Annotated in this window: 24 protein-coding genes and 1 tRNA gene; 9 read left to right on the top strand and 16 right to left on the bottom strand. The window is 70.7% G+C overall.

Annotated elements, in window-relative coordinates:
* Positions 1 to 21 precede the first annotated feature (21 nt).
* The 6 genes from groL to DEJ17_RS15605 form a co-directional block, all read right to left on the bottom strand.
* The gene (gene groL, locus DEJ17_RS15580) at positions 22 to 1,644 is read right to left on the bottom strand and encodes a chaperonin GroEL (protein ID WP_110895088.1); all 1,623 of its coding nucleotides are present in this window, start codon (positions 1,642 to 1,644) and stop codon (positions 22 to 24) included.
* Positions 1,645 to 1,901: 257 nt separating this feature from the next.
* Complete coding sequence (locus DEJ17_RS15585; protein WP_017888049.1) at positions 1,902 to 2,105, bottom strand: cold-shock protein; 204 nt, start codon at positions 2,103 to 2,105, stop codon at positions 1,902 to 1,904.
* A gap of 191 nt (positions 2,106 to 2,296) precedes the next feature.
* Entirely contained in the window at positions 2,297 to 2,908 is a 612-nt protein-coding gene (locus DEJ17_RS15590) for a LytR C-terminal domain-containing protein (RefSeq protein ID WP_110895089.1), read from the bottom strand.
* Positions 2,905 to 3,216: a DUF3263 domain-containing protein gene (locus tag DEJ17_RS15595; RefSeq protein ID WP_258366851.1), complete on the bottom strand. Its 312-nt coding sequence runs from the start codon at positions 3,214 to 3,216 to the stop codon at positions 2,905 to 2,907. The genes DEJ17_RS15590 and DEJ17_RS15595 overlap by 4 nt, the downstream gene beginning before the upstream one ends.
* 96 nt (positions 3,217 to 3,312) lie before the next feature.
* Entirely contained in the window at positions 3,313 to 4,314 is a 1,002-nt protein-coding gene (locus DEJ17_RS15600; RefSeq protein ID WP_110895091.1) for a DUF2332 family protein, read from the bottom strand.
* Positions 4,314 to 4,787 carry a GNAT family N-acetyltransferase gene (locus tag DEJ17_RS15605; protein ID WP_181421250.1) on the bottom strand — a complete coding sequence of 158 codons (474 nt, stop codon included), beginning with the start codon at positions 4,785 to 4,787 and terminating at the stop codon, positions 4,314 to 4,316. Before DEJ17_RS15605 ends, DEJ17_RS15600 begins: the two co-directional genes overlap by 1 nt.
* A gap of 65 nt (positions 4,788 to 4,852) precedes the next feature.
* Here DEJ17_RS15605 and msrB point away from each other — a divergent pair, with 65 nt between their 5' ends.
* Positions 4,853 to 5,260, top strand: coding sequence for a peptide-methionine (R)-S-oxide reductase MsrB (msrB, locus tag DEJ17_RS15610; RefSeq protein ID WP_027466599.1), 408 nt, complete (start codon positions 4,853 to 4,855; stop codon positions 5,258 to 5,260).
* Positions 5,261 to 5,298: 38 nt separating this feature from the next.
* A tRNA-Thr gene (locus tag DEJ17_RS15615) sits at positions 5,299 to 5,371 on the top strand.
* A gap of 228 nt (positions 5,372 to 5,599) precedes the next feature.
* Here DEJ17_RS15615 and DEJ17_RS15620 read toward each other — a convergent pair.
* On the bottom strand, positions 5,600 to 6,631 hold the full coding sequence (locus tag DEJ17_RS15620; RefSeq protein ID WP_110861756.1) for an aldo/keto reductase: 1,032 nt from the start codon (positions 6,629 to 6,631) through the stop codon (positions 5,600 to 5,602).
* An 81-nt stretch (positions 6,632 to 6,712) separates the two neighbouring features.
* Positions 6,713 to 7,498, bottom strand: coding sequence for an alpha/beta fold hydrolase (locus DEJ17_RS15625; RefSeq protein WP_110895093.1), 786 nt, complete (start codon positions 7,496 to 7,498; stop codon positions 6,713 to 6,715).
* Between the two features lie 34 nt (positions 7,499 to 7,532).
* On the opposite strand from DEJ17_RS15625, the gene DEJ17_RS15630 reads away from it, so the two are divergent.
* Positions 7,533 to 8,300: an NAD(P)H-hydrate epimerase gene (locus DEJ17_RS15630; RefSeq protein ID WP_110895094.1), complete on the top strand. Its 768-nt coding sequence runs from the start codon at positions 7,533 to 7,535 to the stop codon at positions 8,298 to 8,300.
* Positions 8,301 to 8,331: 31 nt separating this feature from the next.
* Here the strand turns inward: DEJ17_RS15630 and DEJ17_RS15635 are convergent, their stop codons facing one another.
* Positions 8,332 to 9,474, bottom strand: a complete 1,143-nt coding sequence (locus DEJ17_RS15635; RefSeq protein ID WP_110895095.1) for a glycerol dehydrogenase — start codon at positions 9,472 to 9,474, stop codon at positions 8,332 to 8,334.
* Between the two features lie 90 nt (positions 9,475 to 9,564).
* Between DEJ17_RS15635 and DEJ17_RS15640 the strand changes: the two genes are divergently transcribed.
* Positions 9,565 to 10,458: a neutral zinc metallopeptidase gene (locus tag DEJ17_RS15640; protein ID WP_110895096.1), complete on the top strand. Its 894-nt coding sequence runs from the start codon at positions 9,565 to 9,567 to the stop codon at positions 10,456 to 10,458.
* An 85-nt stretch (positions 10,459 to 10,543) separates the two neighbouring features.
* Here the strand turns inward: DEJ17_RS15640 and DEJ17_RS15645 are convergent, their stop codons facing one another.
* Positions 10,544 to 11,476, bottom strand: a complete 933-nt coding sequence (locus DEJ17_RS15645) for a thioredoxin domain-containing protein (RefSeq protein WP_110895097.1) — start codon at positions 11,474 to 11,476, stop codon at positions 10,544 to 10,546.
* Positions 11,477 to 11,719: 243 nt separating this feature from the next.
* Here DEJ17_RS15645 and DEJ17_RS15650 point away from each other — a divergent pair, with 243 nt between their 5' ends.
* Together DEJ17_RS15650 and DEJ17_RS15655 are read left to right on the top strand one after the other, a co-directional pair.
* Complete coding sequence (locus DEJ17_RS15650) at positions 11,720 to 12,820, top strand: ABC transporter ATP-binding protein (RefSeq protein WP_027466605.1); 1,101 nt, start codon at positions 11,720 to 11,722, stop codon at positions 12,818 to 12,820.
* Positions 12,821 to 12,904: 84 nt separating this feature from the next.
* Positions 12,905 to 14,209, top strand: a complete 1,305-nt coding sequence (locus tag DEJ17_RS15655; RefSeq protein WP_110895099.1) for a DUF4032 domain-containing protein — start codon at positions 12,905 to 12,907, stop codon at positions 14,207 to 14,209.
* A 496-nt stretch (positions 14,210 to 14,705) separates the two neighbouring features.
* Here DEJ17_RS15655 and rlmB read toward each other — a convergent pair whose 3' ends face one another.
* From rlmB to DEJ17_RS15675, 4 genes are read right to left on the bottom strand one after another with little or no spacing between them, the layout of a single operon-like run.
* Positions 14,706 to 15,716, bottom strand: a complete 1,011-nt coding sequence (rlmB, locus tag DEJ17_RS15660; protein WP_027466607.1) for a 23S rRNA (guanosine(2251)-2'-O)-methyltransferase RlmB — start codon at positions 15,714 to 15,716, stop codon at positions 14,706 to 14,708.
* 28 nt (positions 15,717 to 15,744) lie between these two features.
* Positions 15,745 to 17,154, bottom strand: a complete 1,410-nt coding sequence (gene cysS, locus DEJ17_RS15665; protein ID WP_110895101.1) for a cysteine--tRNA ligase — start codon at positions 17,152 to 17,154, stop codon at positions 15,745 to 15,747.
* Between the two features lie 32 nt (positions 17,155 to 17,186).
* Positions 17,187 to 18,389: a 2-C-methyl-D-erythritol 4-phosphate cytidylyltransferase gene (ispD, locus tag DEJ17_RS15670; RefSeq protein WP_110895103.1), complete on the bottom strand. Its 1,203-nt coding sequence runs from the start codon at positions 18,387 to 18,389 to the stop codon at positions 17,187 to 17,189.
* Positions 18,390 to 18,447: 58 nt separating this feature from the next.
* Positions 18,448 to 18,930: a CarD family transcriptional regulator gene (locus tag DEJ17_RS15675; RefSeq protein WP_017888066.1), complete on the bottom strand. Its 483-nt coding sequence runs from the start codon at positions 18,928 to 18,930 to the stop codon at positions 18,448 to 18,450.
* A 141-nt stretch (positions 18,931 to 19,071) separates the two neighbouring features.
* Here DEJ17_RS15675 and DEJ17_RS15680 point away from each other — a divergent pair, with 141 nt between their 5' ends.
* On the top strand, positions 19,072 to 19,728 hold the full coding sequence (locus DEJ17_RS15680) for a hypothetical protein (RefSeq protein ID WP_155896892.1): 657 nt from the start codon (positions 19,072 to 19,074) through the stop codon (positions 19,726 to 19,728).
* Positions 19,729 to 19,824: 96 nt separating this feature from the next.
* Here DEJ17_RS15680 and DEJ17_RS15685 read toward each other — a convergent pair whose 3' ends face one another.
* Together DEJ17_RS15685 and DEJ17_RS15690 are read right to left on the bottom strand one after the other, a co-directional pair.
* Positions 19,825 to 20,505 (bottom strand): response regulator transcription factor, encoded by a 681-nt coding sequence (locus tag DEJ17_RS15685; RefSeq protein ID WP_110895105.1) that lies wholly within the window; start codon positions 20,503 to 20,505, stop codon positions 19,825 to 19,827.
* A complete protein-coding gene (locus DEJ17_RS15690) occupies positions 20,502 to 21,668 on the bottom strand; it encodes a cell wall metabolism sensor histidine kinase WalK (protein WP_110895107.1) in 1,167 nt (388 codons plus the stop codon). Before DEJ17_RS15690 ends, DEJ17_RS15685 begins: the two co-directional genes overlap by 4 nt.
* A 146-nt stretch (positions 21,669 to 21,814) precedes the next feature.
* Here DEJ17_RS15690 and phoU point away from each other — a divergent pair, with 146 nt between their 5' ends.
* A complete protein-coding gene (gene phoU / locus DEJ17_RS15695; RefSeq protein WP_027466613.1) occupies positions 21,815 to 22,483 on the top strand; it encodes a phosphate signaling complex protein PhoU in 669 nt (222 codons plus the stop codon).
* Between the two features lie 31 nt (positions 22,484 to 22,514).
* The gene (locus DEJ17_RS15700; protein WP_110895109.1) at positions 22,515 to 23,063 is read left to right on the top strand and encodes an AAA family ATPase; all 549 of its coding nucleotides are present in this window, start codon (positions 22,515 to 22,517) and stop codon (positions 23,061 to 23,063) included.
* Positions 23,064 to 23,118 lie beyond the last annotated feature (55 nt).

Consider the following 23,118-nt stretch of genomic DNA (forward strand, 5'->3'; position numbering starts at 1 on the left):
GGGGCCCTTCTGTCAGGCGGACTAGAAGTCCATGCCACCCGTCGGGTCACCAGCCGGAGCAGCAGGGGTGCGCTCGGGCTTCTCGGCGACGACGGCCTCGGTGGTCAGGAACAGACCGGCGATCGACGCAGCGTTCTGCAGCGCCGAACGCGTGACCTTGGCGGGGTCGATGATGCCGGCGGCGATCAGGTCGACGTACTCGCCGGTCGCGGCGTTGAGGCCCCAACCCGACTCGAGCTCGCGGACCTTGGCGGCGACGACACCCGGCTCGAGACCGGCGTTCAGCGCGATCTGCTTGAGCGGCGCGTCGATGGCCACGCGGACGATGTTCGCACCGGTCGCCTCGTCGCCCGAGAGCTCGAGGGCCTCGAGCGCGACGGCACCGGCCTGGATCAGGGCGACGCCACCACCGGCGACGATGCCCTCTTCGACGGCAGCCTTCGCGTTGCGGACGGCGTCCTCGATGCGGTGCTTGCGCTCCTTGAGCTCGACCTCGGTCGCGGCACCCGCCTTGATGACGGCGACGCCACCGGCGAGCTTCGCGAGGCGCTCCTGGAGCTTCTCGCGGTCGTAGTCGGAGTCGGTCGCCTCGATCTCGGAACGGATCTGGCGGACACGGCCGGCGATCTGCTCGGCGTCGCCGGCACCCTCGACGATCGTGGTCTCGTCCTTGGTGATGACGACCTTGCGGGCACGACCGAGCAGGTCGAGCGTCGCGTTCTCGAGCTTGAGGCCGACCTCTTCCGAGATGACCTGGCCGCCGGTGAGGATCGCGATGTCCTGCAGCATGGCCTTGCGACGGTCACCGAAGCCCGGAGCCTTGACGGCGACGGACTTGAAGATGCCGCGGATCTTGTTCACGACGAGCGTGGCCAGGGCCTCGCCGTCGACGTCCTCGGCGATGATCAGGAGCTGCTTGCCCGCCTGGATCACCTTGTCGACGACCGGCAGGAGGTCCTTGATGTTCGAGATCTTCGAGTTGACGATCAGGATGTAGGCGTCCTCGAAGACGGCTTCCTGACGCTCGGGGTCGGTCACGAAGTACTGCGACAGGTAACCCTTGTCGAAGCGCATGCCCTCGGTGAGCTCGAGCTCGGTGCCGAAGGTGTTCGACTCCTCGACGGTGACGACGCCTTCCTTGCCGACCTTGTCGATGGCCTCGGCGATGAGCGCGCCGATCGTCGGGTCAGCGGCCGAGATCGACGCGGTCGCGGCGATCTGGTCCTTGGTCTCGATGTCCTTCGCGTTGGCGAGGAGCTGCTCGGAGACGGCGGCGACGGCCTTCTCGATGCCGCGCTTGAGCGAGATCGGGTCGGCACCGGCGGCGACGTTGCGGAGGCCTTCGCGGACGAGCGCCTGGGCGAGCACGGTCGCGGTGGTCGTACCGTCACCGGCGACGTCGTCGGTCTTCTTGGCGACCTCCTTGACGAGCTCCGCACCGATCTTCTCGTACGGGTCGTCGAGCTCGATCTCCTTGGCGATGGAGACACCGTCGTTCGTGATCGTGGGGGCGCCCCACTTCTTCTCGAGGACGACGTTGCGGCCGCGCGGGCCGAGCGTCACCTTCACGGCATCGGCCAGCTGGTTCAGGCCGCGCTCGAGGCCACGGCGGGCCTCTTCGTCGAAAGCAATGATCTTTGCCATGTGAGTTTTCGTCCCTCCCGGACGTCGTCTTGGGGGTCGTGCTGGCACTCAGCGTGAGCGAGTGCCAACGCCGATTCTGGCACTCGGCGGGTGTGAGTGCAACACGGTCTGGAGGCTCGTGACGACTTCCCAGGACGCCGCACGTCCGGCACCCCCCGCCCCGCGGCCGCAGTCGCCTCGTGCCGCGACGTCAGCACCACCGCACACGACGAACGCGCCGCCCCTGACGGGACGGCGCGTTCACGAAGTGGTGGTGCTCAGGCGGGGCGGACGGACTCTGCCTGCGGGCCCTTCGACCCGGTGCCGACGTCGAACACGACGGCCTGGCCCTCCTCGAGGACCTTGTAACCCGACATGTCGATGGCCGAGTAGTGCACGAACACGTCCTGGCCTCCTCCATCCACGGTGATGAAGCCGAAGCCCTTTTCAGCGTTGAACCACTTCACGGTTCCGTTGGCCATGATCTCTTGCTCCCTGGTACTGCAGTGCGGAACGACGTGATCGTCGTCTGCATGGGACTCTGACCGAACGCGCCCGATCAGGCAAGAGGTGTGACGTTGTTTCACGTCGATTCCGTCAGAAATCAACGTGTTCGAAACACAGCCGTCACACAATGCGCGGAAAACGCGGCGCGACGACCTGCCGCGATCGATCAGCCGGTGTAGTCGGCGCCGAGGACGACGCTCACGTCGGCGTTCGGGAACGCCGCCGACTGCTGCACCGCGGTGACGCCGAGCTGCTTCGCGATGCCCTGCGCGACCGCCGCCTGCGACGCCTGCTGGTAGTAGACGATCGTCGACGTCGAACCCGTCGTGCCGGCGTCACCGGTGGAGGCGACCTGCCAGCCGGCACCGGTCAGCGCCGCACTCGCCCGGCTGGCGAGGCCCGTGGTGGTCGTGCCGTTCAGGACGACGACGGTGGTGGTGCCCTGCTGCGCCGGCGTCGCCGCCGCAGCGCTGCCTGACCCCGACCCAGCGGACCCGGAACCGGCGGACGAGGACGCGGACGGCTTGGACGTCGCCGAGGGCTTCGCGGTCGCGGATGCCGACGTGGACGCCGAGGGAGAGTCGGATCCGGTGAACGAGTAGCTGCCGTTCAGCAGTGCGAGGACGAGCACCCCGATGCCGACGAGCACACCGGTGGCGAGCGCCGCCCAGGCGAAGGCGGTCCAGCCACGGCCGCGACGCTGGGCACCGCGGTGCGCACCGACCCGCGGGCCGTCGGCGACGTCGTCGAACCGGTCTCGGGGGAATCTCGTGCTCATCGTTCCTCTTCACGTCCTTCGGGAGCTGCACCGGGCGCGACGAAGCTGCGCGTGGCCCGGGCGCTGGTGCGCGTGTAACGGAGCCGCTGCAGCCGGGTGACGAGCTGCGGGTCGTACGCGAGTGCCGCGGGCGAGTCGATCACGCGGTTCAGCACCTGGTAGTAGCGCGCCGCCGACATCTCGAACTCGACCCGGATCTCCGCTTCCTTCGTGCGGTCGTGCCGTGCCCGGTCCTGCTCGAACGACAACACGTGCTTCGCGAGCTCGCTGAGCTGGTCAGCACGGTGTTCGTCGGTGGGGCTGGTCACGGCGGTTCCGATCACGGTGGGGTAACGGGTCTCGCACATCGTAGGGGTGGAGTCGATCCGGACCCTGGCACGGCGCTGGACTGTCGCGAACACCGGTCACAGGTTCGGCGCACGGAACCAGCGCACACGGGTGCCGAACGGGTCGGAGACGGCGACCGCGACCCCGTCGAGCGAGGCCGTCGCGAAGGCGTCGGGGTCATCAGCGTCGACGTCGTCAGGCAGCGTCGCCGCCACCTGGCGCAGGATCCCGGTTCGCTCCAGGGCGATCCAGTGCACCCCCCGCTCGCGGATCCGGTCCACGAACCGCTGCCGGTCCGCCCCCGGCACGTAGACCAGGGTGCCGGTGGTCAGGACGACCGGTTCGACGTCGTCCGGCAGGGCGTCCAGTGCACGGTCGAGGTCGCCCGGCAGCGTACCGACGAGCCGGTCTGGAGGCGCGGCGAGCGTCGCGCGCGCGGCCTGACGCATCAGGGCGGTCCGGTCCGTCGCCTCGGGCGGGACAGCCTCGACGAGCCGGTCGAAGGCACCGGGGAGCAACAGGTCGATCGGGTGCGGGTCGAGGGCCACCCGGGCACCGACCCTGATCGGGACGGTCGCGGGTGCGGGAACGGCCCCGGTTGCGTCCGCGACGAGCCGGACCGAGGGCTCGGCGACCGCCGTGTGCATCCGGAGGACCGCGGCGCCGGCACCGACCCGGTAGTCCAGGGTCACCCGGTCCGGGATCGAGCACAGCCCGGCCGAGGCCCCGGCGTCGACCAGGCCGAGCGGCCGCGAGGACCGTTCGGCGAGCGCCGCGAACAGGGGGACGACCGGGGCGAGTCGCCGCGGGTCGTTGGCCTGCACCGTGGCGGAGGCGAGGGCCCTGACCAGCGCGGGGCGGGCCTCCAGTCCGAGCGCGCGCAGCGCACCCGGGTTCGCCGGGTCCGCGCCCAGCCGCCGCGCGACCGCGAAGAACAGTTCCGGCTGCCGCTGCTGCTCGGGGACCTCTGCGAGGAGCGCGACGAGGGCGTCGTCGAGCGACCGTGCCCAGGCGGCGTACGCCGGCGAAACGGCCTGGATGCGGTCGGCGTACGCGTCGTACCGGGCGCGCGTGTCCATCAGCACCCGGGCCGGTGCATGCCGACGTGGCGGATGCCGGCCTCGTCGTACGGCTCCCCGAACCGCGCGAAGCCGTGCCGCTCGTACAGGGCGGCGACGTACTCCTGGGCGTGCAGGACGAACGGGTCGTGTCCGTGTTCGTCGAGGACGGCGGCGACGAGCCGGCCGGCGATCCCCTGCCCACGGTGCTCGGGGTCGGTCGCGACCCGGCCGATCACCCACGCTGGCGGCGCTGCGCCGTCGGGGTGGACCTCGTCCGCCGCCGGGCGGATGAGCCGCAGGTACCCAACCGCTCCGGTGTCCGTGCCGAACCACCAGTGCTCCGTGTCGGGTTCGCGGTCACGGCCGTCGAAGTCCTCGGCGGTCACCCGCTGCTCGAGCGCGAACACGCGGTTGCGGAGCACGACGATGCCGTACAGTTCGTCCGTCGTCAGACGGGTCCAGCGGGCGTGGTGCACGGAATGCTCGGACATCGTGGCGAGTTTAGTGAAGTGGTCGGGAGTGCCCGGAAGAGCCCGGCCGGAAGCAGGAGGAACCAATGGCATACAACGTCGACAAGTCCGACGCCCAGTGGCGCGAGGAGCTCTCCCCGGACCAGTACGCCGTCCTCCGCCAGGCGGGGACCGAACGACCGTGGACCGGTGAACTCCTCGACGAGGAGCGCGCCGGCGTCTACACCTGTGCGGCCTGCAACGCGGAGCTGTTCAAGAGCGGCACGAAGTTCGACTCCGGCTGCGGCTGGCCGTCGTTCTACGAGTCCGTGAACCCCGATGCGGTGCAGCTGATCGAGGACAACTCGCTCGGCATGGCCCGGACCGAGGTCCGCTGCGCGAACTGCGGTTCGCACCTGGGCCACGTGTTCCCGGACGGCTTCGGCACCCCCACCGGTGACCGGTACTGCATGAACTCGATCTCGCTGAACTTCTCGGAGAAGTCGGGCGAATAGAGCCTCCGACGCCCTCACCGGTAGGATGAGCGGCGTCAGCCAGCATGGCGCAATTGGTAGCGCACCGTACTTGTAATACGGGGGTTGCGGGTTCAAGTCCCGCTGCTGGCCCTCGATGAAGCGATGCCCCGGGCGAAGTCTCGCCCGGGGCATCGGCACACGGAACGCGGATCAGGGGGCGTTCCGGGCGCTGGACGCGGTAACCAGCCGGTCGTGCGACGAGGATGACACCTCACCGACCCGCGCGTCCACACCCGGACCCCACATCCGCGGAAATCCGCACGATGTGCACGAACGCGCAGCGGCCTTGTCCACTGCGCGCCCGCCGCGGCCGCCGGTTCAGCGCCCGCCCGTGATCTTCCGCTCCCGCTGTGCGACGCCGGCCGTGCCGTAGGGGTAGTCGTCGATGCGGGGAGCGCTGGCGTCGGTCAGCCGGGCGAGCTCGTCGTCGGTGAGCACCAGGTCCGCGGCACCGAGGTTGTCCTCGAGCTGCGACAGGGTGCGGACGCCGAGGATCACGCTCGTGACCGCGGGCCGGGCGAGCAGCCAGGCGAGTGCGACCTGCGACTTCGACGCGTCGTGGGCGTCGGCGACCTCGGAGACGGCGTCGAGCACCTCCCACGTGCGCTCGTCGCCGTTGCGGGCCTCCCACGCCTCCATGCCGCGCTGCGGGTTCTCGCCCAGGCGCGTGGCGCCGGTCGGGGCCTCGTCGCGCTGGTACTTGCCGGAGAGCCAGCCGCCGGCCAGGGGCGACCAGGGCAGCAGGCCGATGCCGGCGTCGAGGCAGGCGGGCACGACCTCGTGCTCGATGTCGCGGACGAGCAGGTTGTACTGCGGCTGCAGGGTCACCGGCGGCGCCCAGCCGTGGGCCTTCGCCTCGTAGACGGCCTTGGTGACCTGGTAGCCGAGGTAGTTCGAGAACCCGTAGGAGCCGATCTTGCCGGCGGACACGGCGTCGTCGAGGAACCGCAGGGTCTCGTCGATGGGGGTCAGGGCGTCCCACGCGTGCATCTGGTACAGGTCGATGTGGTCGACGCCGAGCCGCTCGAGCGAGGCGTCGAGGGCCACGCGCAGGTGTCGTCGGGACAGGCCGAGGTCGTTCGGACCGTCGCCCTGCGGGAACCGGCCCTTGGTGGCGAGCACGACCTGCGCGGCCTCGGTGGGGTGTGCTGCGAGCCAGCGGCCGATGATCCGCTCGGACTCGTTGCCGGAGTAGACGTCCGCCGTGTCGACGAGCGTGCCACCGGCGGCCACGAAGGCGTCGAGGATGGCGTGTGAGGTGGGTTCGTCGGCTTCGCTGCCGAACGTCATGGTGCCGAGGGTCAGCGTCGACACCGATGTCCCGCTGTTGCCGAGGAGTCTGTAGTCCATGGCGGGGACGGTACGCCCGGTGCCGTCCGCCCGAGGGGACCCACGAGTACCCCTCAGCGCGGGGCGGACAGCCGCAGCGAGTCAGCGCGGGGCGGACAGGAACCGCAGCGCCGCTTCGCGGAACGGCCGAGAGGTCGGGGCGTTGAAGTGGTTGCGCCCCGGGATCTCGAAGAAGGTGGCGTCCGGTGCGGCCTCGGCGAGGCGGACCGCGCTGTCGCGGATGCCGTCCTCGCTGCCGGCGGCGATCAGGAGCGGCTGCGCCGGGGCGTTCTCCGGGGTCGGCTCGATGCTGTTCCGCATCCCCTCGACCATGGCCACGAGCGCGCCGAGGTCGTTGCCCTCGACGTTGCCCGCCATCGTCAGGTAGCCGTTGGTGACGCGGTCCTCGATCGGGGTGCCGTCCGCGATGTACGCCTTCGCCTGGTCGACGCGGACGCGGCGCATCGGGTCGGCGTCCGGTATCCCGCCGAACACCGCGCGCGAGATCCGGCCGGGCAGCCGTTCGGCGGTGTGCCAGCCGACCCGTGCGCCGAGCGAGTAGCCGAGGAACGCGACGTCGTCGAGCAGGTACGTGTCGATGACCGTGGTGACGTCGGCGACGAGCAGGTCCATCGAGTAGGCACCCGCGTCGTGCGGCTTCGCGCTCGCGCCGTGCCCGCGCTGGTCGAGCGCCAGGACCCGGTAGCCGGCACGGACCAGGTGCCGCGTCCAACCCGAGGCGTGCCAGTTGAGCACCGCTCCGGACGCGAAGCCGTGCACCGCGATGACGGCCGGGGCGTCGGGGTCACCGAAGTCGTAGGTCGCGAGTCGCAGCCCGTCGGGCGACATCACGAACCGGGGGCGGGGCGCTTCGGGGACGAGTGACATGTCCTCTCAAGCGTATCGGGGCAGTGTGGTGGCCATGGACGGCTACGGCGGCGATCAGATCCGGGCGGCGGAACGCCCGCACCTCGACGCGGGGGAACCCCTGATGCAGCGGGCCGCCGACGGGCTCGCGCGCATCGTCGGCGACCTGCTGGACGACCCGGCCGTGCGGCCGGTCGACGGGCCGGGATCCGTCCTCGTGCTCGCCGGCAGCGGCGACAACGGCGGTGACGCCCTGTTCGCGGGCGCACGCCTGGCAGCGGCCGGGAGGCACGTGGCGGTCCTGCGCGTCGGCTCCCGTGTCCACGAGGCCGGCCTGGCAGCGGCGCTGGACGCCGGCGCCCGTCTGCTGGACGGCCCGTCCGGCGCCTCGGGACCGAACGCGGGCGGAGCGGCCGACATCCTGCGGGCAGCCGGCCGGAGCGACGGCGAGCGCCTGGCGGACGCCGCCACCGAGGCCGCGCTCGAGGCCGACCTGGTGCTCGACGGCATCCTCGGCATCGGGGCGCACGGCGCGAACGCGCTGCGGTCCCCTGCACGCGAGGTCGTGGACGCCATCCGTGAGCTCGCCCGCGACCAGCGTGCGCCGTTCGTCGTCGCGGTGGACGTGCCGAGCGGCGTCGACGTGGACACCGGGGGCGTCGCGGACGACCACGTCCTGCACGCCGACGTCACCGTCACCTTCGGCGGCGTGAAGGCCGGCCTGCTGACCGGTCCCGCCGCCACCCTCGCCGGGCGCATCGAACTCGTCGACGTCGGGATCGGTGCGGACCTGGCGACGATGGAGCCGCTGATCCGCACCTGATCCTCGCGCCGGGGTCGGTGCTGGTCGAACGTCAGCGGTGCTCGTACAGCACGGGTTCCGGCAGACCGTGCTCGGCGCGGATGCTGCGCGCGATGCCCTCGATCGCGACCAGGGCGTCGACCACGAGCTCCGGTGTCACCGGGAACGGCATGTTGTGGATGGTCTCGCCCTCTACCGTCGCGGCCTCGGCCACGGCGCGCAGCACGTCACGGTCGTCCACCGTCAGGCCGATCTCGGTCAGGGTGTTCGGCAGACCGACCTTCGTGGTGAAGACGACGAAGTCCTCGATCTCGTCCGCCGGGGCTCCCTCGAGCACGAGCTGCGCGATCGTCCCGATGTTCACCTTCTGCCCGTGCGCCAGGCCGTGTGCCTGCGGAGCCGCGGTCAGCCCGTTGTGGATCGCGTGGGCCGCGGCGAGCCCACCGGACTCGAAGCCCAGGCCGGACAGCAGCGTGTTCGCCTCGACGACCTTCTCGAGCGCCGGGGTGACGACCTTGGCCTTGACGGCCTCGATGGCCTGCAGGGCGTTCTCGTGCAGGAGCTTCCACGACAGCTCGGCGAGCGCGACGCCGGTCTGGGTCTGCAGGCCGCCGGCCATGGTGTCGGCGTTGGCGCGCTTCGCGGCGCGGGCCTCCACCCAGGTCGCCAGCGCGTCGCCGATGCCCGCGACCAGGAACTGCACCGGCGCGTTGGCGACGAGCCTGGTGTCGATGAGCACCAGGTCCGGGTTGTGCGGGAAGAAGCGGTACTCGATGAACTCGCCCTCGGCGGTGTAGATGACGGCGAGCGCCGAGGTGGGGGCGTCGGTGGACGCGGCCGTCGGCACGCTGGCCCACCGGATGCCGGCGAGGTGTCCAGCCGCCTTCGCGGCGTCGATCGCCGAGCCGCCACCGAGCCCCACGATGACGTCGGCGTCCTTCGCGCGGATCTGTTCGACCAGCTCGTCGACGGCCTCGGGGGTGGCGAAGCGGCCGAACCCGACGCGCTCGACGGCCAGGTCGGCCGACCGGAAGCTCTCGGTGACGGCGGTCTCGACGATGCCCCAGACCACGTCGTCGGCGACGATCAGGGGCCGCTTGCCGATCGGGGCGACGAACTCGCCGACGCGGGTGATCGCGTCCTTGCCCTGGACGTAGCGGGCGGGACTCATCACGGTGCTGATGGGAGTGGCCATTGTGCGGTTCCTTCCGGTTGTACGACAGGTGTCGGGAGTGGCCGACGCCGCCGACGGTACGCGGGGCCGCTGGTCGGTAGGTTCGGGAACATGACGTTCAACGACGACTCGCAACTCGGGGGCGGCAAGGTCAAGCGGCGGGGTCGCGGCACCGCGATCGGCGGAGGTGCCGTGGGTGTCGGCGCCATCGTGGTGTTCCTGATCGCGCAGTTCACCGGCGTCGACCTGAGCGGGATCGTCGGCGGCGGCAACGGCCTGACGACGATCCAGCAGGAGGGCGAGTCCGTCGACGCCGCCCCCGAGTGCCGGACCGGACGCGACGCCAACCTGCGCGTGGAGTGCCGGATGGAGGGTGCGGCCGAGTCGCTCGACGCCTACTGGACGTCCGAGGCGCGCTCGCTCGGCATCTCGTACACGTCTCCGGAGTTCTTCCTGTTCCAGGACTCCACCGACACCTCGTGCGGGCAGGCGTCCGCCGCGACCGGCCCGTTCTACTGCCCGCCGGATCGTGCGATCTTCCTGGACACCGCCTTCTACGACGACCTGCAGTCGCAGTACGGCTCGTCCGGTGGTCCGCTCGCGCAGATGTACGTCGTCGCACACGAGTGGGGCCACCACGTGCAGCAGCTGCAGGGGTCGTTCGCGAACACCGACCGCTCCGGCACGGGTGCGTCGTCGGGCAGCGTCCGCGTCGAGCTGCAGGCGGACTGCTACGCCGGGGCCTGGGTCGGCGACGCCGCCACGACAAAGGACGCGAACGGCGAGACGTTCTTCGAACCGATCACCCGCTCCCAGATCACCGACGCCCTGTCGGCGGCGAGCGCCGTGGGCGACGACAGCATCCAGGAGCGTGCGACCGGCCGCGTCGACCCGGACTCGTTCACGCACGGGTCGAGCGAGCAGCGACAGCGCTGGTTCCTGCGGGGCTACCAGCAGGGCGCGACGAGCTGCGACACCCTGAGCATCCCGGGTTCGGCCCTGTAGCCGCACCGGTGACGGACGGAGAGCCCGGTGCCAGCTGGCACCGGGCCTCCAGACCGCAGTCAGCGCGTCAGCGCTCGTCCGGAAGTCAGCGCTTGGTCGGCGTGGGCGACGGGGTCGCGCTCGGCGTGGGTGTCGGGGTCGCGTCGGTCGCCCCGGCGGCCGTCACCACGAAGGTGCGGAAGTCGTCGTTCGTGACCGGGGAGGTCAGCTCGTAGCGCTGCCCGTTCACGAGCACGAGCGGGGTGCCGGGGAACTCCTCGAGCGTCGACCCGGGGATCGTGCCCCCGGACACCGCCGCCGTCTGCTCGTCCACCCACTTGGCGTAGTCCTGGTCGGCGATGCAGCTCCGGACGGCGCCGCCTTCCTGCAGCCCCTGCACTCCCGTGACGACGTCGGTGAGTTCCGCGTCCGTCAGGCCCGGCGTGCCCTCGTCCGGCTGCTCCGCGAAGAGCGCCTGGTTCACCGCGTAGAACTGGTTCGGCGAGTGCTCGGCGACGCAGGCGGCGGCGTTCGCGGCCCGCAGCGAGTACTTCGTGCCCTGCGAGCGGTTCGACAGGATCGCGACCGGGTGGATGTCCACCGTGGCCGCGCCGGAATCGACCAGGTCCTTGATGTAGTCGCCGTTCGCCTGCTCGAACTGGCCGCAGCCCGGGCAGAGGTAGTCCACGTACAGGGTGATCCGGACGGTCCCGGCTCCCTCGGTCGCGGCGCTGCTCGGCGATGCGGAGGCCGACCCGGACGCGGAGGCGGTGACGGGCTCCAGACCCTGCCCGATGGTGATCCCGCCCTGCGACATGGTCGACGGGCCGGGGCCGGCGGGCTTCACGGAGTCGACCAGCACGAGCGTGACGATCGTCGCGGCGGCGAGGAGCACGACCCCGAGCCCGATCTGCAGGCCGAGCCGGACACCACGCTGGCGTCGCTTCTGCTGGGTCCGGGCACGCTGGGCTCGCTGGCGGGCGGCTTCACGGCGCTCGTTCCGCGCGGCGCGGGCGGCACCCTCGGGGCGGTTGTTCATCGGTGCGTCGTCCTCCTGATCGGTGTCCGCTCGGCGTTCCCCTGCTCGGCGGACGGACCCGGCGATTGTAGTGGGGCGCTCTGGGAAGCCGCCGACCAAGGGGGAAAACACTGGCGCACCCGGGTGAAGTCGTGTTGTATGAACTCCGACAGTCGACGGCGACTGTCCGGGGCCCGTACGGGCACACCGCTTCACTCGGATCGTCCGGCACGTACCTGCCGGTGAAGGAAGGACCGAACGCTCATGGCGTCCGTCACCTATGACAAGGCAACCCGTCTCTACCCCGGAGGCAACCGTCCCGCGGTCGACTCCCTCGACCTGGACGTCGCCGACGGCGAGTTCCTCGTCCTCGTCGGCCCCTCGGGTTGCGGCAAGTCCACCTCGCTCCGCATGCTGGCCGGCCTCGAAGAGGTCAACTCCGGTCAGATCCGCATCGGCGACCGCGACGTCACGGACGTCCCGCCGAAGGACCGCGACATCGCGATGGTGTTCCAGAACTACGCGCTGTACCCGCACATGACCGTCGCCGAGAACATGGGCTTCGCGCTCAAGATCGCCGGCGTCGGCAAGGAAGAGCGTGCCACCCGCGTGCAGGAAGCCGCCAAGCTCCTCGACCTCGAGGACTACCTCGGCCGCAAGCCGAAGGCGCTCTCCGGTGGTCAGCGTCAGCGCGTCGCGATGGGCCGTGCGATCGTCCGTCAGCCGCAGGTGTTCCTCATGGACGAGCCGCTGTCGAACCTCGACGCCAAGCTCCGCGTCCAGACCCGCACGCAGATCGCGTCGCTGCAGCGTCGTCTCGGCGTCACCACGGTCTACGTCACGCACGACCAGACCGAGGCCCTCACCATGGGTGACCGCATCGCGGTGCTGAAGGACGGCATCCTGCAGCAGGTCGGCACCCCGCGCGACCTGTACGAGAAGCCGAACAACGTGTTCGTCGCCGGCTTCATCGGTTCGCCGGCCATGAACCTGCTGCCCGCCGACGTCATCGAGGGCGGCATCAGGTTCGGCACGCTCAACCACGCGATCGACCGCGACACCCTGTCGAACGCCCGTGCCGCACAGATCACGGTCGGCATCCGCCCCGAGGACGTCATCGTGTCGCAGTCCGGCGAGGGCCTGCCCGTCACGGTCGACGTCGTCGAGGAGCTCGGCGCCGATGGCTACCTCTACGGTCACGCCGACGTGAACGGCCAGCGCGCCGACATCGTCGCCCGTGTCGACGGTCGTGCGCACCCGTCGATCGGTGACACGATCGTGATCACGCCGAAGCAGGGCCACGTCCACGCCTTCGACACCGAGTCGGGCGACCGCCTCGACGACAAGGCCGTCGTCAGCGCGTAACCAGCGCACTCCCCCGAGAGCCCGCGCCCGCCTCACAAGGGCGGACGCGGGCTCTCGGCTGTCCCCGACACCAGAGGAACCACCGTGCCCGACTCGATGTCCATCACCGCCGCCACCGTCGACCCCGGCCTGCTCGACCTGCCGTGGGACCTGCCGCTCGCCGACTGGCCCGACGACACGATCGTCGCGCTGCCGAAGGGCATCTCGCGGCACCTCGTGCGGTTCGTGCACCTGAGCGGGTACGTCGCCGCGGTGAAGGAGACCGGCGAAGAGGTCGCCCGGTCCGAGTACGAGATGCTCCGGACCCTGCAGCGCATGGACGTGCCGTGCGTGGACCCCGTCGCGGTCATCACGAACCGCGTCGACGCCGACGGTGAACCACTGCACCCGGTGCTCGTGACGCGCCACCTCCGGTTCTCCCTGCCCTACCGCGCGCTCTACTCACAGACGCTGCGCCCGGAGACCGCCACCCGTCTGGTCGACGCCCTCGCGCTGCTGCTCGTCCGCCTGCACGTCATCGGCTTCTACTGGGGCGACGTGTCCCTGTCGAACACGCTGTTCCGTCGCGACGCCGGAGCCTTCGCCGCGTACCTGGTCGACGCCGAGACCGGCAAGCTCTACCCGGGCGGGCTGTCGAACGGCCAGCGCGAGAACGACCTCGAGGTCGCCCGCGTGAACATCGCCGGCGAGCTGCTCGACCTCGAGGCCGGTGGTCGCCTCGACGAGAACGCCGACCCCGTCGACGTCTCGAACCGCATCGTCGCCCAGTACCGCACGCTCTGGACCGAGCTCACCGGCACCGAGCAGTTCGACATCAAGGAACGCTGGCGCATCAACGACCGCGTGGAGCGCCTGAACGAGCTCGGCTTCGACATCGAGGAGCTCTCGATCCACACGACCGAGGGCGGCTCGCAGGTCCGGATCCAGCCGAAGGTCGTCGATGCCGGGCACCACCAGCGCCGACTGCTGCGACTCACCGGGCTCGACGCCGGCGAGAACCAGGCCCGGCGCCTGCTCAACGACCTCGACTCGTACCGCGCTCGCAACGGCCGCGACGAACTCGACGAGGAGATGGTGGCGCACGAGTGGGTCTCGCGGGTCTTCGAGCCCGTCGTCCGCTCGATCCCCCGTGACCTGCGCGGTCGGCTCGAACCCGCCGAGGTGTTCCACGAGCTGCTCGAGCACCGCTGGTTCATGTCCCAGCAAGAGGAGCGTTCCGTCTCGCTGCCCGAGGCCACGACCGCTTACATCAATGACGTGCTGCGCCACCGTCGCGACGAACGCCTGCTCATCAACCCGCCGACGTCGTCGATCACCGTGCCGATCCCGGTCCTCGACGACGACGCCGACGAGTCCGACGACGTCGACGACTGGCGCGCCACGGTCTGACGCGGTCCCCGCTCGGTCACGACACCCCGCCGGGCGGGCGCCGACTGGTCACAGACCGTCGCCTGCGGCGTCGCGCAGCGACGACACTTGACCACACGGCGGGCACCAACCGACGTGTCCTGACCGTTCGGGGGTCGAGAACGCGACCACACGGCGGGCACCAACCGACGTGTCCTGACCGTTCGGGGGTCGAGAAGGCGACCGCCTGGAGGCCCGGCGCGGGTCCCGAAGACCGGCGCCGCCCCTCCAGGCCGTCACGCCCGCACCGGCGGTGGTGACGTTGCATGTCGAGCGGTCACGACACCCCGCCGGGTGGGCGTCGACCGGTCGCAGACCGTCGCCTGCGGCGTCGCGCAGCGACGACCCGTGACCGCACGGCGAACAGCCATCCGACGTGTCCTGACCGTTCGGCCCCGCCGCCATGCCCGGCACCGTGAGCAGGAATGGTCGCCTCCCGCTCGGGGAGGCGACCATTCCTGCTCACGAAGTGCTGCGGCTACGCGGTACGACGGCGCCGAGCGACCTCCCACAGCGTGACGCTCGCGGCGATGCCGGCGTTCAGCGACTCGGTGGCGCTCGAGATCGGGATCGACACGATGGCGTCACAGGTCTCGGTGACCAGGCGCGACAGGCCCTTGCCCTCGGAACCGACGACGATCACGATCGGACGGTCGGCGAGCTCGAGGCCGTCGAGCTCCACGTCACCGTCGCCGTCCAGGCCGAGGACGAACAGGCCCATCGACTTGAGCGACTTCAGGGTCTGCGTGAGGTTCGGGGCCATCGCGACGGGCGTGCGGGCCGCGGCACCGGCCGAGGTCTTCCACGCCGACGCCGTCACGCCGACCGAACGGCGCTGCGGCACGATGACGCCGTGGCCGCCGAAGGCCGCGGTCGAGCGGATGATCGCACCGAGGTTGCGGGGGTCGGTGATGCCGTCGAGCGCGACGAGCAGCGGGACCTGGTCGCGCGAGAACGCCTGCTCGACGATGTCCTCGGACACGGCGTACTGGTACGCCGGCACCTTGAGGGCGACGCCCTGGTGCACGCTGTCGTGTCCGGTGATGCGGTCGAGCTCGGGACGCATGAGCTCGATGATCGGCACGCCACGGTGGTTGGCGAGCGCGAGGATCTCCTTCACGCGGTCGTCGACCTCGATGCGCGACGCGATGTAGAGCGTCGACGACGGGGTCTTCGTGCGCAGGGCCTCGAGCACGGAGTTGCGCCCGGTCACCAGCTCGGAGTCGTCGGTCTTGCGTGCCGGCGGACGGCCCGTGCGACCCTGCGGGGTGCTCGAGGAACCGTGACGGCCCTTGGCCGCCTCGAAGCGGTCCTTCGCGGCCTTGCGCTTGCCGGCGGGGTGGTACGGGCGGTCCTCGGCCTTCGGCGTCGGCTTGCGGCCCTCGAGCGCCTGGGCACCCTGTCCGCCGGAACCGACCTGCTTGTTGCCCTTGCGACCGGTGCGGACGGCGCCGGGCCGACCCTTCTTGCTTCCCGAGACGTTCTTCATGCGTAGCTCCTGTTCGGCACTGCCGTGTTCAGGCGATGCTCCAGCGTGTTCCGGACGGCGTGTCCTCGATCGTGATGCCCGCGGCGGCGAGGTCGTCGCGCACGCGGTCGGCCGCGGTGAAGTCCCGTGCTGCCCTGGCGTCCGCGCGCTCCTGCACGAGGCGTTCGACGAGGGCGGCGAGCGGGCCTGCCGAGGTGTCGTGGCCGCCGCCCGACCAGTGGGCGGCTCGCGGGTCGATGCCGAGCACCTCCACCATCGCAGCCACCTGATGGTACGCGGTCCCGAGCGTTTCCGCATCGTCGGCGTTCAGGGCGGCGTTGCCGGTGCGCACGGTCTCGTGCAGCACGGCCAGGGCCTGGGGCACGGAGAGATCGTCGTCCATCGCCGCGGCGAAGGCCTCGGGCACGGCCGGGGCGTCGGCGAGGTGGACACCCTCGAGCCCGGTCTCGGCACGCTCGAGGAACCCGGCGATGCGGTCGTACGCCGCCTCGGCCTCGGCCAGGGAGCCCTCGTGGTGGTCGATCGACGAGCGGTAGTGGGCGGCACCGAGGAAGTAGCGCACGACGGCGGGACGAGCGGACCCGAGGAAGTCCGCCGCGAAGATCGAGTTGCCGAGCGACTTCGACATCTTCTGGCCCTCGACCGTCACCAGGCCGTTGTGCAGCCAGTAGGACGCGAACGGGTCCCCGGCGGCCGTGGACTGCGCCAGCTCGTTCTCGTGGTGCGGGAAGCGCAGGTCGAGCCCGCCGCCGTGGATGTCGAACGCGGGGCCGAGGTACCGCCGGGACATCGCCGAGCACTCGATGTGCCAGCCCGGCCGGCCGGTACCCCACGGAGAGTCCCAGTTGGCCGTCGACGGCTCGCCGGGCTTCGCACCCTTCCAGAGCGCGAAGTCACGGGCGTCGCGCTTGCCACGCGGATCGGCGTCGGCGGCCTCGACCATGTCCTCGCGCCGCTGCCGGGTGAGCACCCCGTACTCGGCCCAGCTGCCGGTGTCGAAGTAGACGTCACCCGAGCCGTCGTCGGCGGCGTAGGCGTGCCCGCGGTCGATGAGGCGCTGGATGATCTCGTGCATCTGCGGCACGCTCGCCGTGGCCCGCGGCTCGTAGGTCGGGGGCAGGATGCCGAGGGCGTTGTACGCAGCCGTGAACTCGAGCTCGACCCGGTAGGCGCGGGCGAACCACTCCTCGTCCGTGCCGGCTGCCAGGTCGAGGACCTTGTCGTCGATGTCGGTGACGTTGCGCACCAGGGTCACCCGGTACCCGCGGTGGGTGAGCCACCGACGCCAGATGTCGTAGACGAGCGCGGACCGCAGGTGCCCGATGTGCGGCGACGACTGCACCGTCGGACCACAGACGTAGACGCTCACGTGTCCGTCGACCAGGGGTACGAGGTCGACGACGGCTGCGGCGCGGGAGTCGTAGAGGCGAACGGTCACGCGTCAACCCTAATCGGCGCGGGGTCGCGGTTTCAGGAGGGACGCACGAGTGCCGTGGCGATCGCCGCGAGCCCCTCGCCACGGCCGGTGAACCCGAGCCCGTCGGTCGTCGTGCCGGACACGGCGACGGGCGCACCGACGACCGCAGACAGGGCGTCCTGCATCTCGTCGCGGCGACGGCCGATGCGCGGCCGGTTGCCGATGACCTGCACGGTGACGGACACCGGCACGAGCCCGGCGTCGGCGAGCAGGGCGACCGCACCCCGGACGAAGACGTCACCCGTGGCACCGGCGTACTGCGGATCAGCGGTGCCGAAGCGTCCGCCGATGTCGCCGAGGCCCCCGGCGGAGAGCAGGGCGTCGCACACCGCGTGCGCCACCGCGTCACCGTCGCTGTGCCCGGAGAGACCGGGTTCGCCGGGGAAGTCGAGCAGCCCGACGCGGCAGGGCGAGGCGTCGTCGAAGGCGTGCACGTCGACCCCGAGCCCGAGTCGGACGGCGACGACAGCGTTCGCTGCCTGCACACCGGCTCCGGCACCACCCGCCGCCTCGGTCCGCGCCCGCACGATCGACTCGGCCCGGCCGAGGTCCCACGGCGTCGTGATCTTGAAGGCGTCGGCGTCGCCCGGCACGAACCGGACCGTGCCCCCGACTGCCTGGAACACCCCCGCGTCGTCCGTCTCGGACTGCGACGACACCGCGTACGCCCTCCGCAGTGGCGCGAGCGGGAAACCCTGTGGCGTCTGCACCCCGACGAGCGCGGCGCGGTCGACCGTCTCGACGACGACGTCACCGTCGACGCGCTTCACGGTGTCCGTGACGGGGAGCGCCGGCACGAAGCCCGCACCGTCCCCGGTGGCGACGGCGTCGAACACCCGCGAGAACTGTGCCGCGGGCGTGAGGCACCGCGCCGCGTCGTGCACGAGCACCGTGGTGACGGAGTCCGGCAGGACGGCCAGGCCGGCCTCGACCGAACCGTGGCGATCCGCGCCTCCGGGAACGACCGCCGTGTACGCGACCGCGGCACCCGCGGCGGAGACGACGACCTGCCGGCACTCGTCCAGGTGCGACGCCGGCGCCACCACGACGACGAGCGTCGGCGACGGCAGCGCGAAGAGCGGCTCGAGCGCCCGCGCGAGCATCAGCGCCCCGGCGACGGGCACGAACGCCTTCGCGGTCCCGATGCCGAGCCGGGTGCCGGACCCCGCTGCAACGACGACGACCGCCCGGTCCACCCCTTCGGGGAACCGTGCGGTCGTCGTTCGTGCTGTCGTGCTCAGCGGTCCGGCACGCTCAGGAAGCGAGGACCTCGTCGAGGACGGTCGATGCCTTGTCCTCGTCGGTCTTCTCGGCCAGCGCGAGCTCGGAGATCAGGATCTGCCGGGCCTTGGCCAGCATCCGCTTCTCGCCCGCGGACAGGCCCCGGTCCTGATCGCGCCGCCAGAGGTCGCGGACGACCTCGGACACCTTGATGACGTCACCGGAAGCGAGCTTCTCGAGGTTCGCCTTGTACCGGCGCGACCAGTTGGTGGGCTCTTCCGTGAACGGCGCCCGGAGGACCTCGAACACCTTGTCGAGTCCTTCCTTGCCGATCACGTCGCGGACGCCGACCAGGTCGACGTTGTCCGCCGGGACCTCGATCGTCAGGTCACCCTGCGTCACCCGCAGTTTCAGGTAGACCTTTTCCTCGCCCTTGATGACGCGAGTCTTGACTTCAGAGATGGTTGCCGCCCCGTGATGGGGGTAGACGACGGTCTCGCCGACCTCGAATTGCATGTATCAGGCTCCGTTCCCAGACATCCAGTTTACCACAAGGGCCGTTCCGGTAAGGGGACCCTCAACGCTCTCCCCTCCCGCTGATCGCTAAGATGGCTGCGGGGACCGCCCGGTCCTCATCGTGACTTACGGAGGAATCTCTTGCGACCTCGGGTACTCGTGTCCGTCGCCGTTGCGGCAACCATCGCGCTCGGCGCCACCGGGTGCGAGTTCATGTCGCCGGCCCACACCGTCGACATCAAGCAGATCACCGACGGCGTGGACGTCTCGACCGGCAAGGTCGACGTGCGGAACGCCCTCCTGATCTCGGACGACGGCGAGAGCGCCCGCTTCATCGGCACGCTCGTGAACAACGACGACCAGGACGACTACACCGTCTCGATCGAGATCGGCGGGGACACCCAGACCGTCGACGTGCCGGCGAACACCCACGTCGACCTCGCCATGGCCGCGGGTGCGGGCAGCGACGACGAGTCGAGCGTGCAAGAGGGCGACACCACGCAGGGCACCACCGCCGGTGACGCCGAGCCGATCGTGTTCGACAACGCGGACGCGAAGCCCGGTTCGCTCGTCAAGGTCTACTTCAGCTACCCCGACGCCGAGGGTGTCTCGGCGAACGTGCCGGTGCTGACGAGCTCGCAGGAGGAGTACCAGACCCTCGCGCCGAGCCCGACCCCGACGCCCACCTCGACGTCCCCGTCCGAGAGCGGCGCACAGTCGACCGGCGAGGCCGTCCCCGGCACGCAGCCGACCGACTCGCAGACGGATTCGTCCGAGGGCGACAACGGCACCAACTGACGCCGACGGGCGCGGCTGACACCGCGCCCGGATCGTCCGCACAGGAGGCCCGGTGCGAGTCCCACGGACTCGCACCGGGCCTCCTGTGCGTGGGTCTCAGGCCTCGATGCGGTACCCGAGACCGCGGACCGTCACCAGGATCTCCGGGGTCGACGGCACCCGCTCGATCTTCGAGCGGATGCGCTTGATGTGCACGTCGAGGGTCTTGGTGTCGCCGAAGTAGTCGGAGCCCCACACCCGGTCGATGAGCTGCCCGCGGGTCAGCACTCGGCCGGCATTCCGGAGCAGCAGCTCGAGGAGCTCGAACTCCTTGAGCGGCATCGGGGTCTCGGACCCGTCGACCGACACCGTGTGCCGCTCGACGTCCATCCGGATGCCGCCGACCTGCAGGATGCCGCTGTCCGCCGGGTCGTCCTCGGTCCGGCGACGGAGCACGGCGCGGATCCGGGCCAGGAGCTCGCGGGTCGAGTACGGCTTCGTCACGTAGTCGTCGGCGCCGAGCTCGAGCCCGACGACGATGTCCACCTCCGAGTCCTTCGCGGTCAGCATGATGATCGGCGCGTTCGAGCGGGTCCGGACCTGCCGGCACACCTCGGTGCCGCTCAGGCCCGGCAGCATGAGGTCGAGGAGCACCAGGTCGGGGTTCTCCGCGTCGAACTTCGACAGCGCGGTCACGCCGTCGGCAGCGACGGAGGTCTCGTACCCCTCACGCTGCAGCAGGAACTCCAGGGGCTCGCTCAGGGCCGGCTCGTCGTCGACGATGAGGATCTTGGTCACGATGGCTGCTCTTCCAGTTGCTCTTCGAGTGCTGTGGTCAGTTCGGGATCCGCCTCGGGCAGGCGGATGGTGAAGGTCGAGCCCTTGCCGGGCTGCGACCAGACGCGCACGTCACCGCCGTGGTTGCCGACGACGTGCTTGACGATCGCGAGCCCGAGACCGGTGCCCCCCGTTGCTCGCGACCGTGCGGGATCGACACGGTAGAACCGTTCGAAGACGCGGTCGAGGTCGGCCTCGGGGATGCCGACACCCTGGTCGGTGATCGCGATCTCGACGAAGCCCTTCGCCGACCGGACGCCCACGCCGACACGGGTGTTGTCCGGGGAGTACTTCACCGCGTTGGCGATGAGGTTCGACACCGCGACCTGCAGCAGGCCCGGGTCGCCCATCACCCGCAGCTTCGACTTCTTGGCGCGGATGATCTCGATCGAGCGTGCGCGGGCGACGACCTCGTTCGCGTCGATCGCGGCCTGCACGATCTTGTCGATGCCCGTCTCCTCGCTGTTCTCGAGCGCGTCGACGGACTGCAGCCGGGACAGCTCGATGATGTCCTTCGTCAGCGCCCCGAGCCGCTCGGACTCGGTGATGAGCTGCGCGGCGAACTTCTTGACGTGCGCGGGGTCGTCGGCGGCGAGGACGAGGGTCTCGGACAGCAGGCCGATGGCGCCGATCGGGGTCTTCAGCTCGTGCGAGATGTTGGCGACGAAGTCGCGGCGGACTTCGTCGATGCGCCGGCTCTCGGTCAGGTCGTCCGCCGTGAGCAGGACGTACCGGTTGCCGAGCTGGGCGGCGCGGAAGCTGAGGTAGCCGATGAGCTCCCCGTGACGGCCGCGCGGGAGCTCGAGGTCCTCCGACCCCATCTCCCCGCTCTTGCGCACCCGGTCGATCAGGTCGAGCAGTTCGTGGTGCACCAGCCGCCGGCGCACGACGAGTCCCGCGGTGAGCGCCTGGGGGGATGCCGCGACGACCGTGTTCGACGGGTCGATGACGACCGCCGGGTTGTGCATCGTCGCGATGACCGCTGCGACGCCGTCCGGCAGGGTCCGCTCCGCCACGTCGGCAGCACGTGCCGTCCGCTCGGCGGTGATGATCAGCACCACGACGCCCGCGCCGAAGACCCCGCCGAGGAGCATCGACAGTGGCACGAGCCACGCGTTGTCCATGCCGCCAGTGTAGGGATGGTCACGCGGGGTTCCGGTACCGTTCACCGTCTGTGGAAGGACAGAACGCGAAGCGTTCAGCCCCGCGTCACCGTTCGTTCACCTGGGCTGACGACACTCGTCCGGTACGCAGAGAGAGGTACTCCCCCATGCGCGAAGTCTTCCAGCAGGAACTCCAGGACGTCCAGGAGCGACTGACCGAGATCGCCGGGCTCGTCGAGTCCGCCATCACCCGAGCCACCCAGGCCTTCAGCGACTCCGACGTCGCCCTCGCCGAAGAGGTGATCGCCGACGACGAGAAGATCGACCTCGCCGCGAACAGCCTCGACGAGATCGCGATCGACATCCTCGCCCGCCAGGCACCGGTGGCCCGCGACCTGCGCGTCGTCGTGACCGCCCTGCGCGTCAGCTCCTCGCTCGAGCGCATGGGCGACATGGCCGAGCACATCGCGCAGCTCGCCCGCCAGCGCTTCCCCGAGAAGGTCGTGCCGAAGGGCCTGCGCAGCACGTTCAAGGAGATGGGCCGGCACGACGTCGCGATGGCGCAGAAGCTCACGCGGCTGCTCGCCACCGAGGACATCGCACTGTCGGCCGAGATCCGCGACGAGGACGACGCCGTCGACGAGCTGCACGCCAGCGTGTTCGACTTCGTGCTCGGCGAGGCCTGGAAGGGCGGACCGATCGACACCGTCGACGCCACCCTGGCCTCGCGCTACCACGAGCGCTTCGCCGACCACGCGGTCTCGATCGCGAAGAAGGTCGAGTACCTGGCGACCGGCGACTGGACCGGCGCGTCCACGTCGACCGCGGCGGTCTGACCCGACCCGATCGGTCTGCGAGGATCGTGGCATGGCCCAGGTCGCGATCATCGTCAACGGCATGCCCGGTTCCGGCAAGAGCAGCATCGGCACGGCACTCGCCGAAGTGCTCGGTTGCCCGTTCCTGTCGAAGGACCGCATCAAGGAGCCCCTCGCCGACGTCGTCGGCCCGATGATCGCCTCGCGTCCGCTCGGCGGCATCGCGATGGACACGATGTGGTCCATGGCGCGGGCCGTCGAGGCGGGGGTCGTCCTCGACGCCGTCTGGCTGCCGTCGCACGACCGGGACCGCCTGGAGGCAGGACTCGCGTCCGCCGGGTCGCCTCGCGCCGTCGAGGTGTGGTGCGACACGGACCGTGCCACGGCCGAGCAGCGGCTGCGCGACCGGTACGACCCGGGCACCGTACCGGTGCGGCACGAGGTGCACGGAGACCTGGCCGACGTGCTGGCCTTCTGGGACGAGCACGGAGACGACGCCCGGCCCGTCGGGCTGCCCGGCGTCTCGGTGATCCGGGTCGACACGACGAAGCCCTACGACGTCGGGGCCCTGGTGCAGGAGATCGCGTCGCACTTCGTCTGACCGTCACACTCCGCGTGGTCCGGCGTCGCCTGCCCGGACACAGCGAAGGCCGCAG

Origin of the sequence: Curtobacterium sp. MCSS17_011 (genome assembly GCF_003224275.1) — a bacterium.
In the GTDB taxonomy this organism is placed as follows: domain Bacteria; phylum Actinomycetota; class Actinomycetes; order Actinomycetales; family Microbacteriaceae; genus Curtobacterium.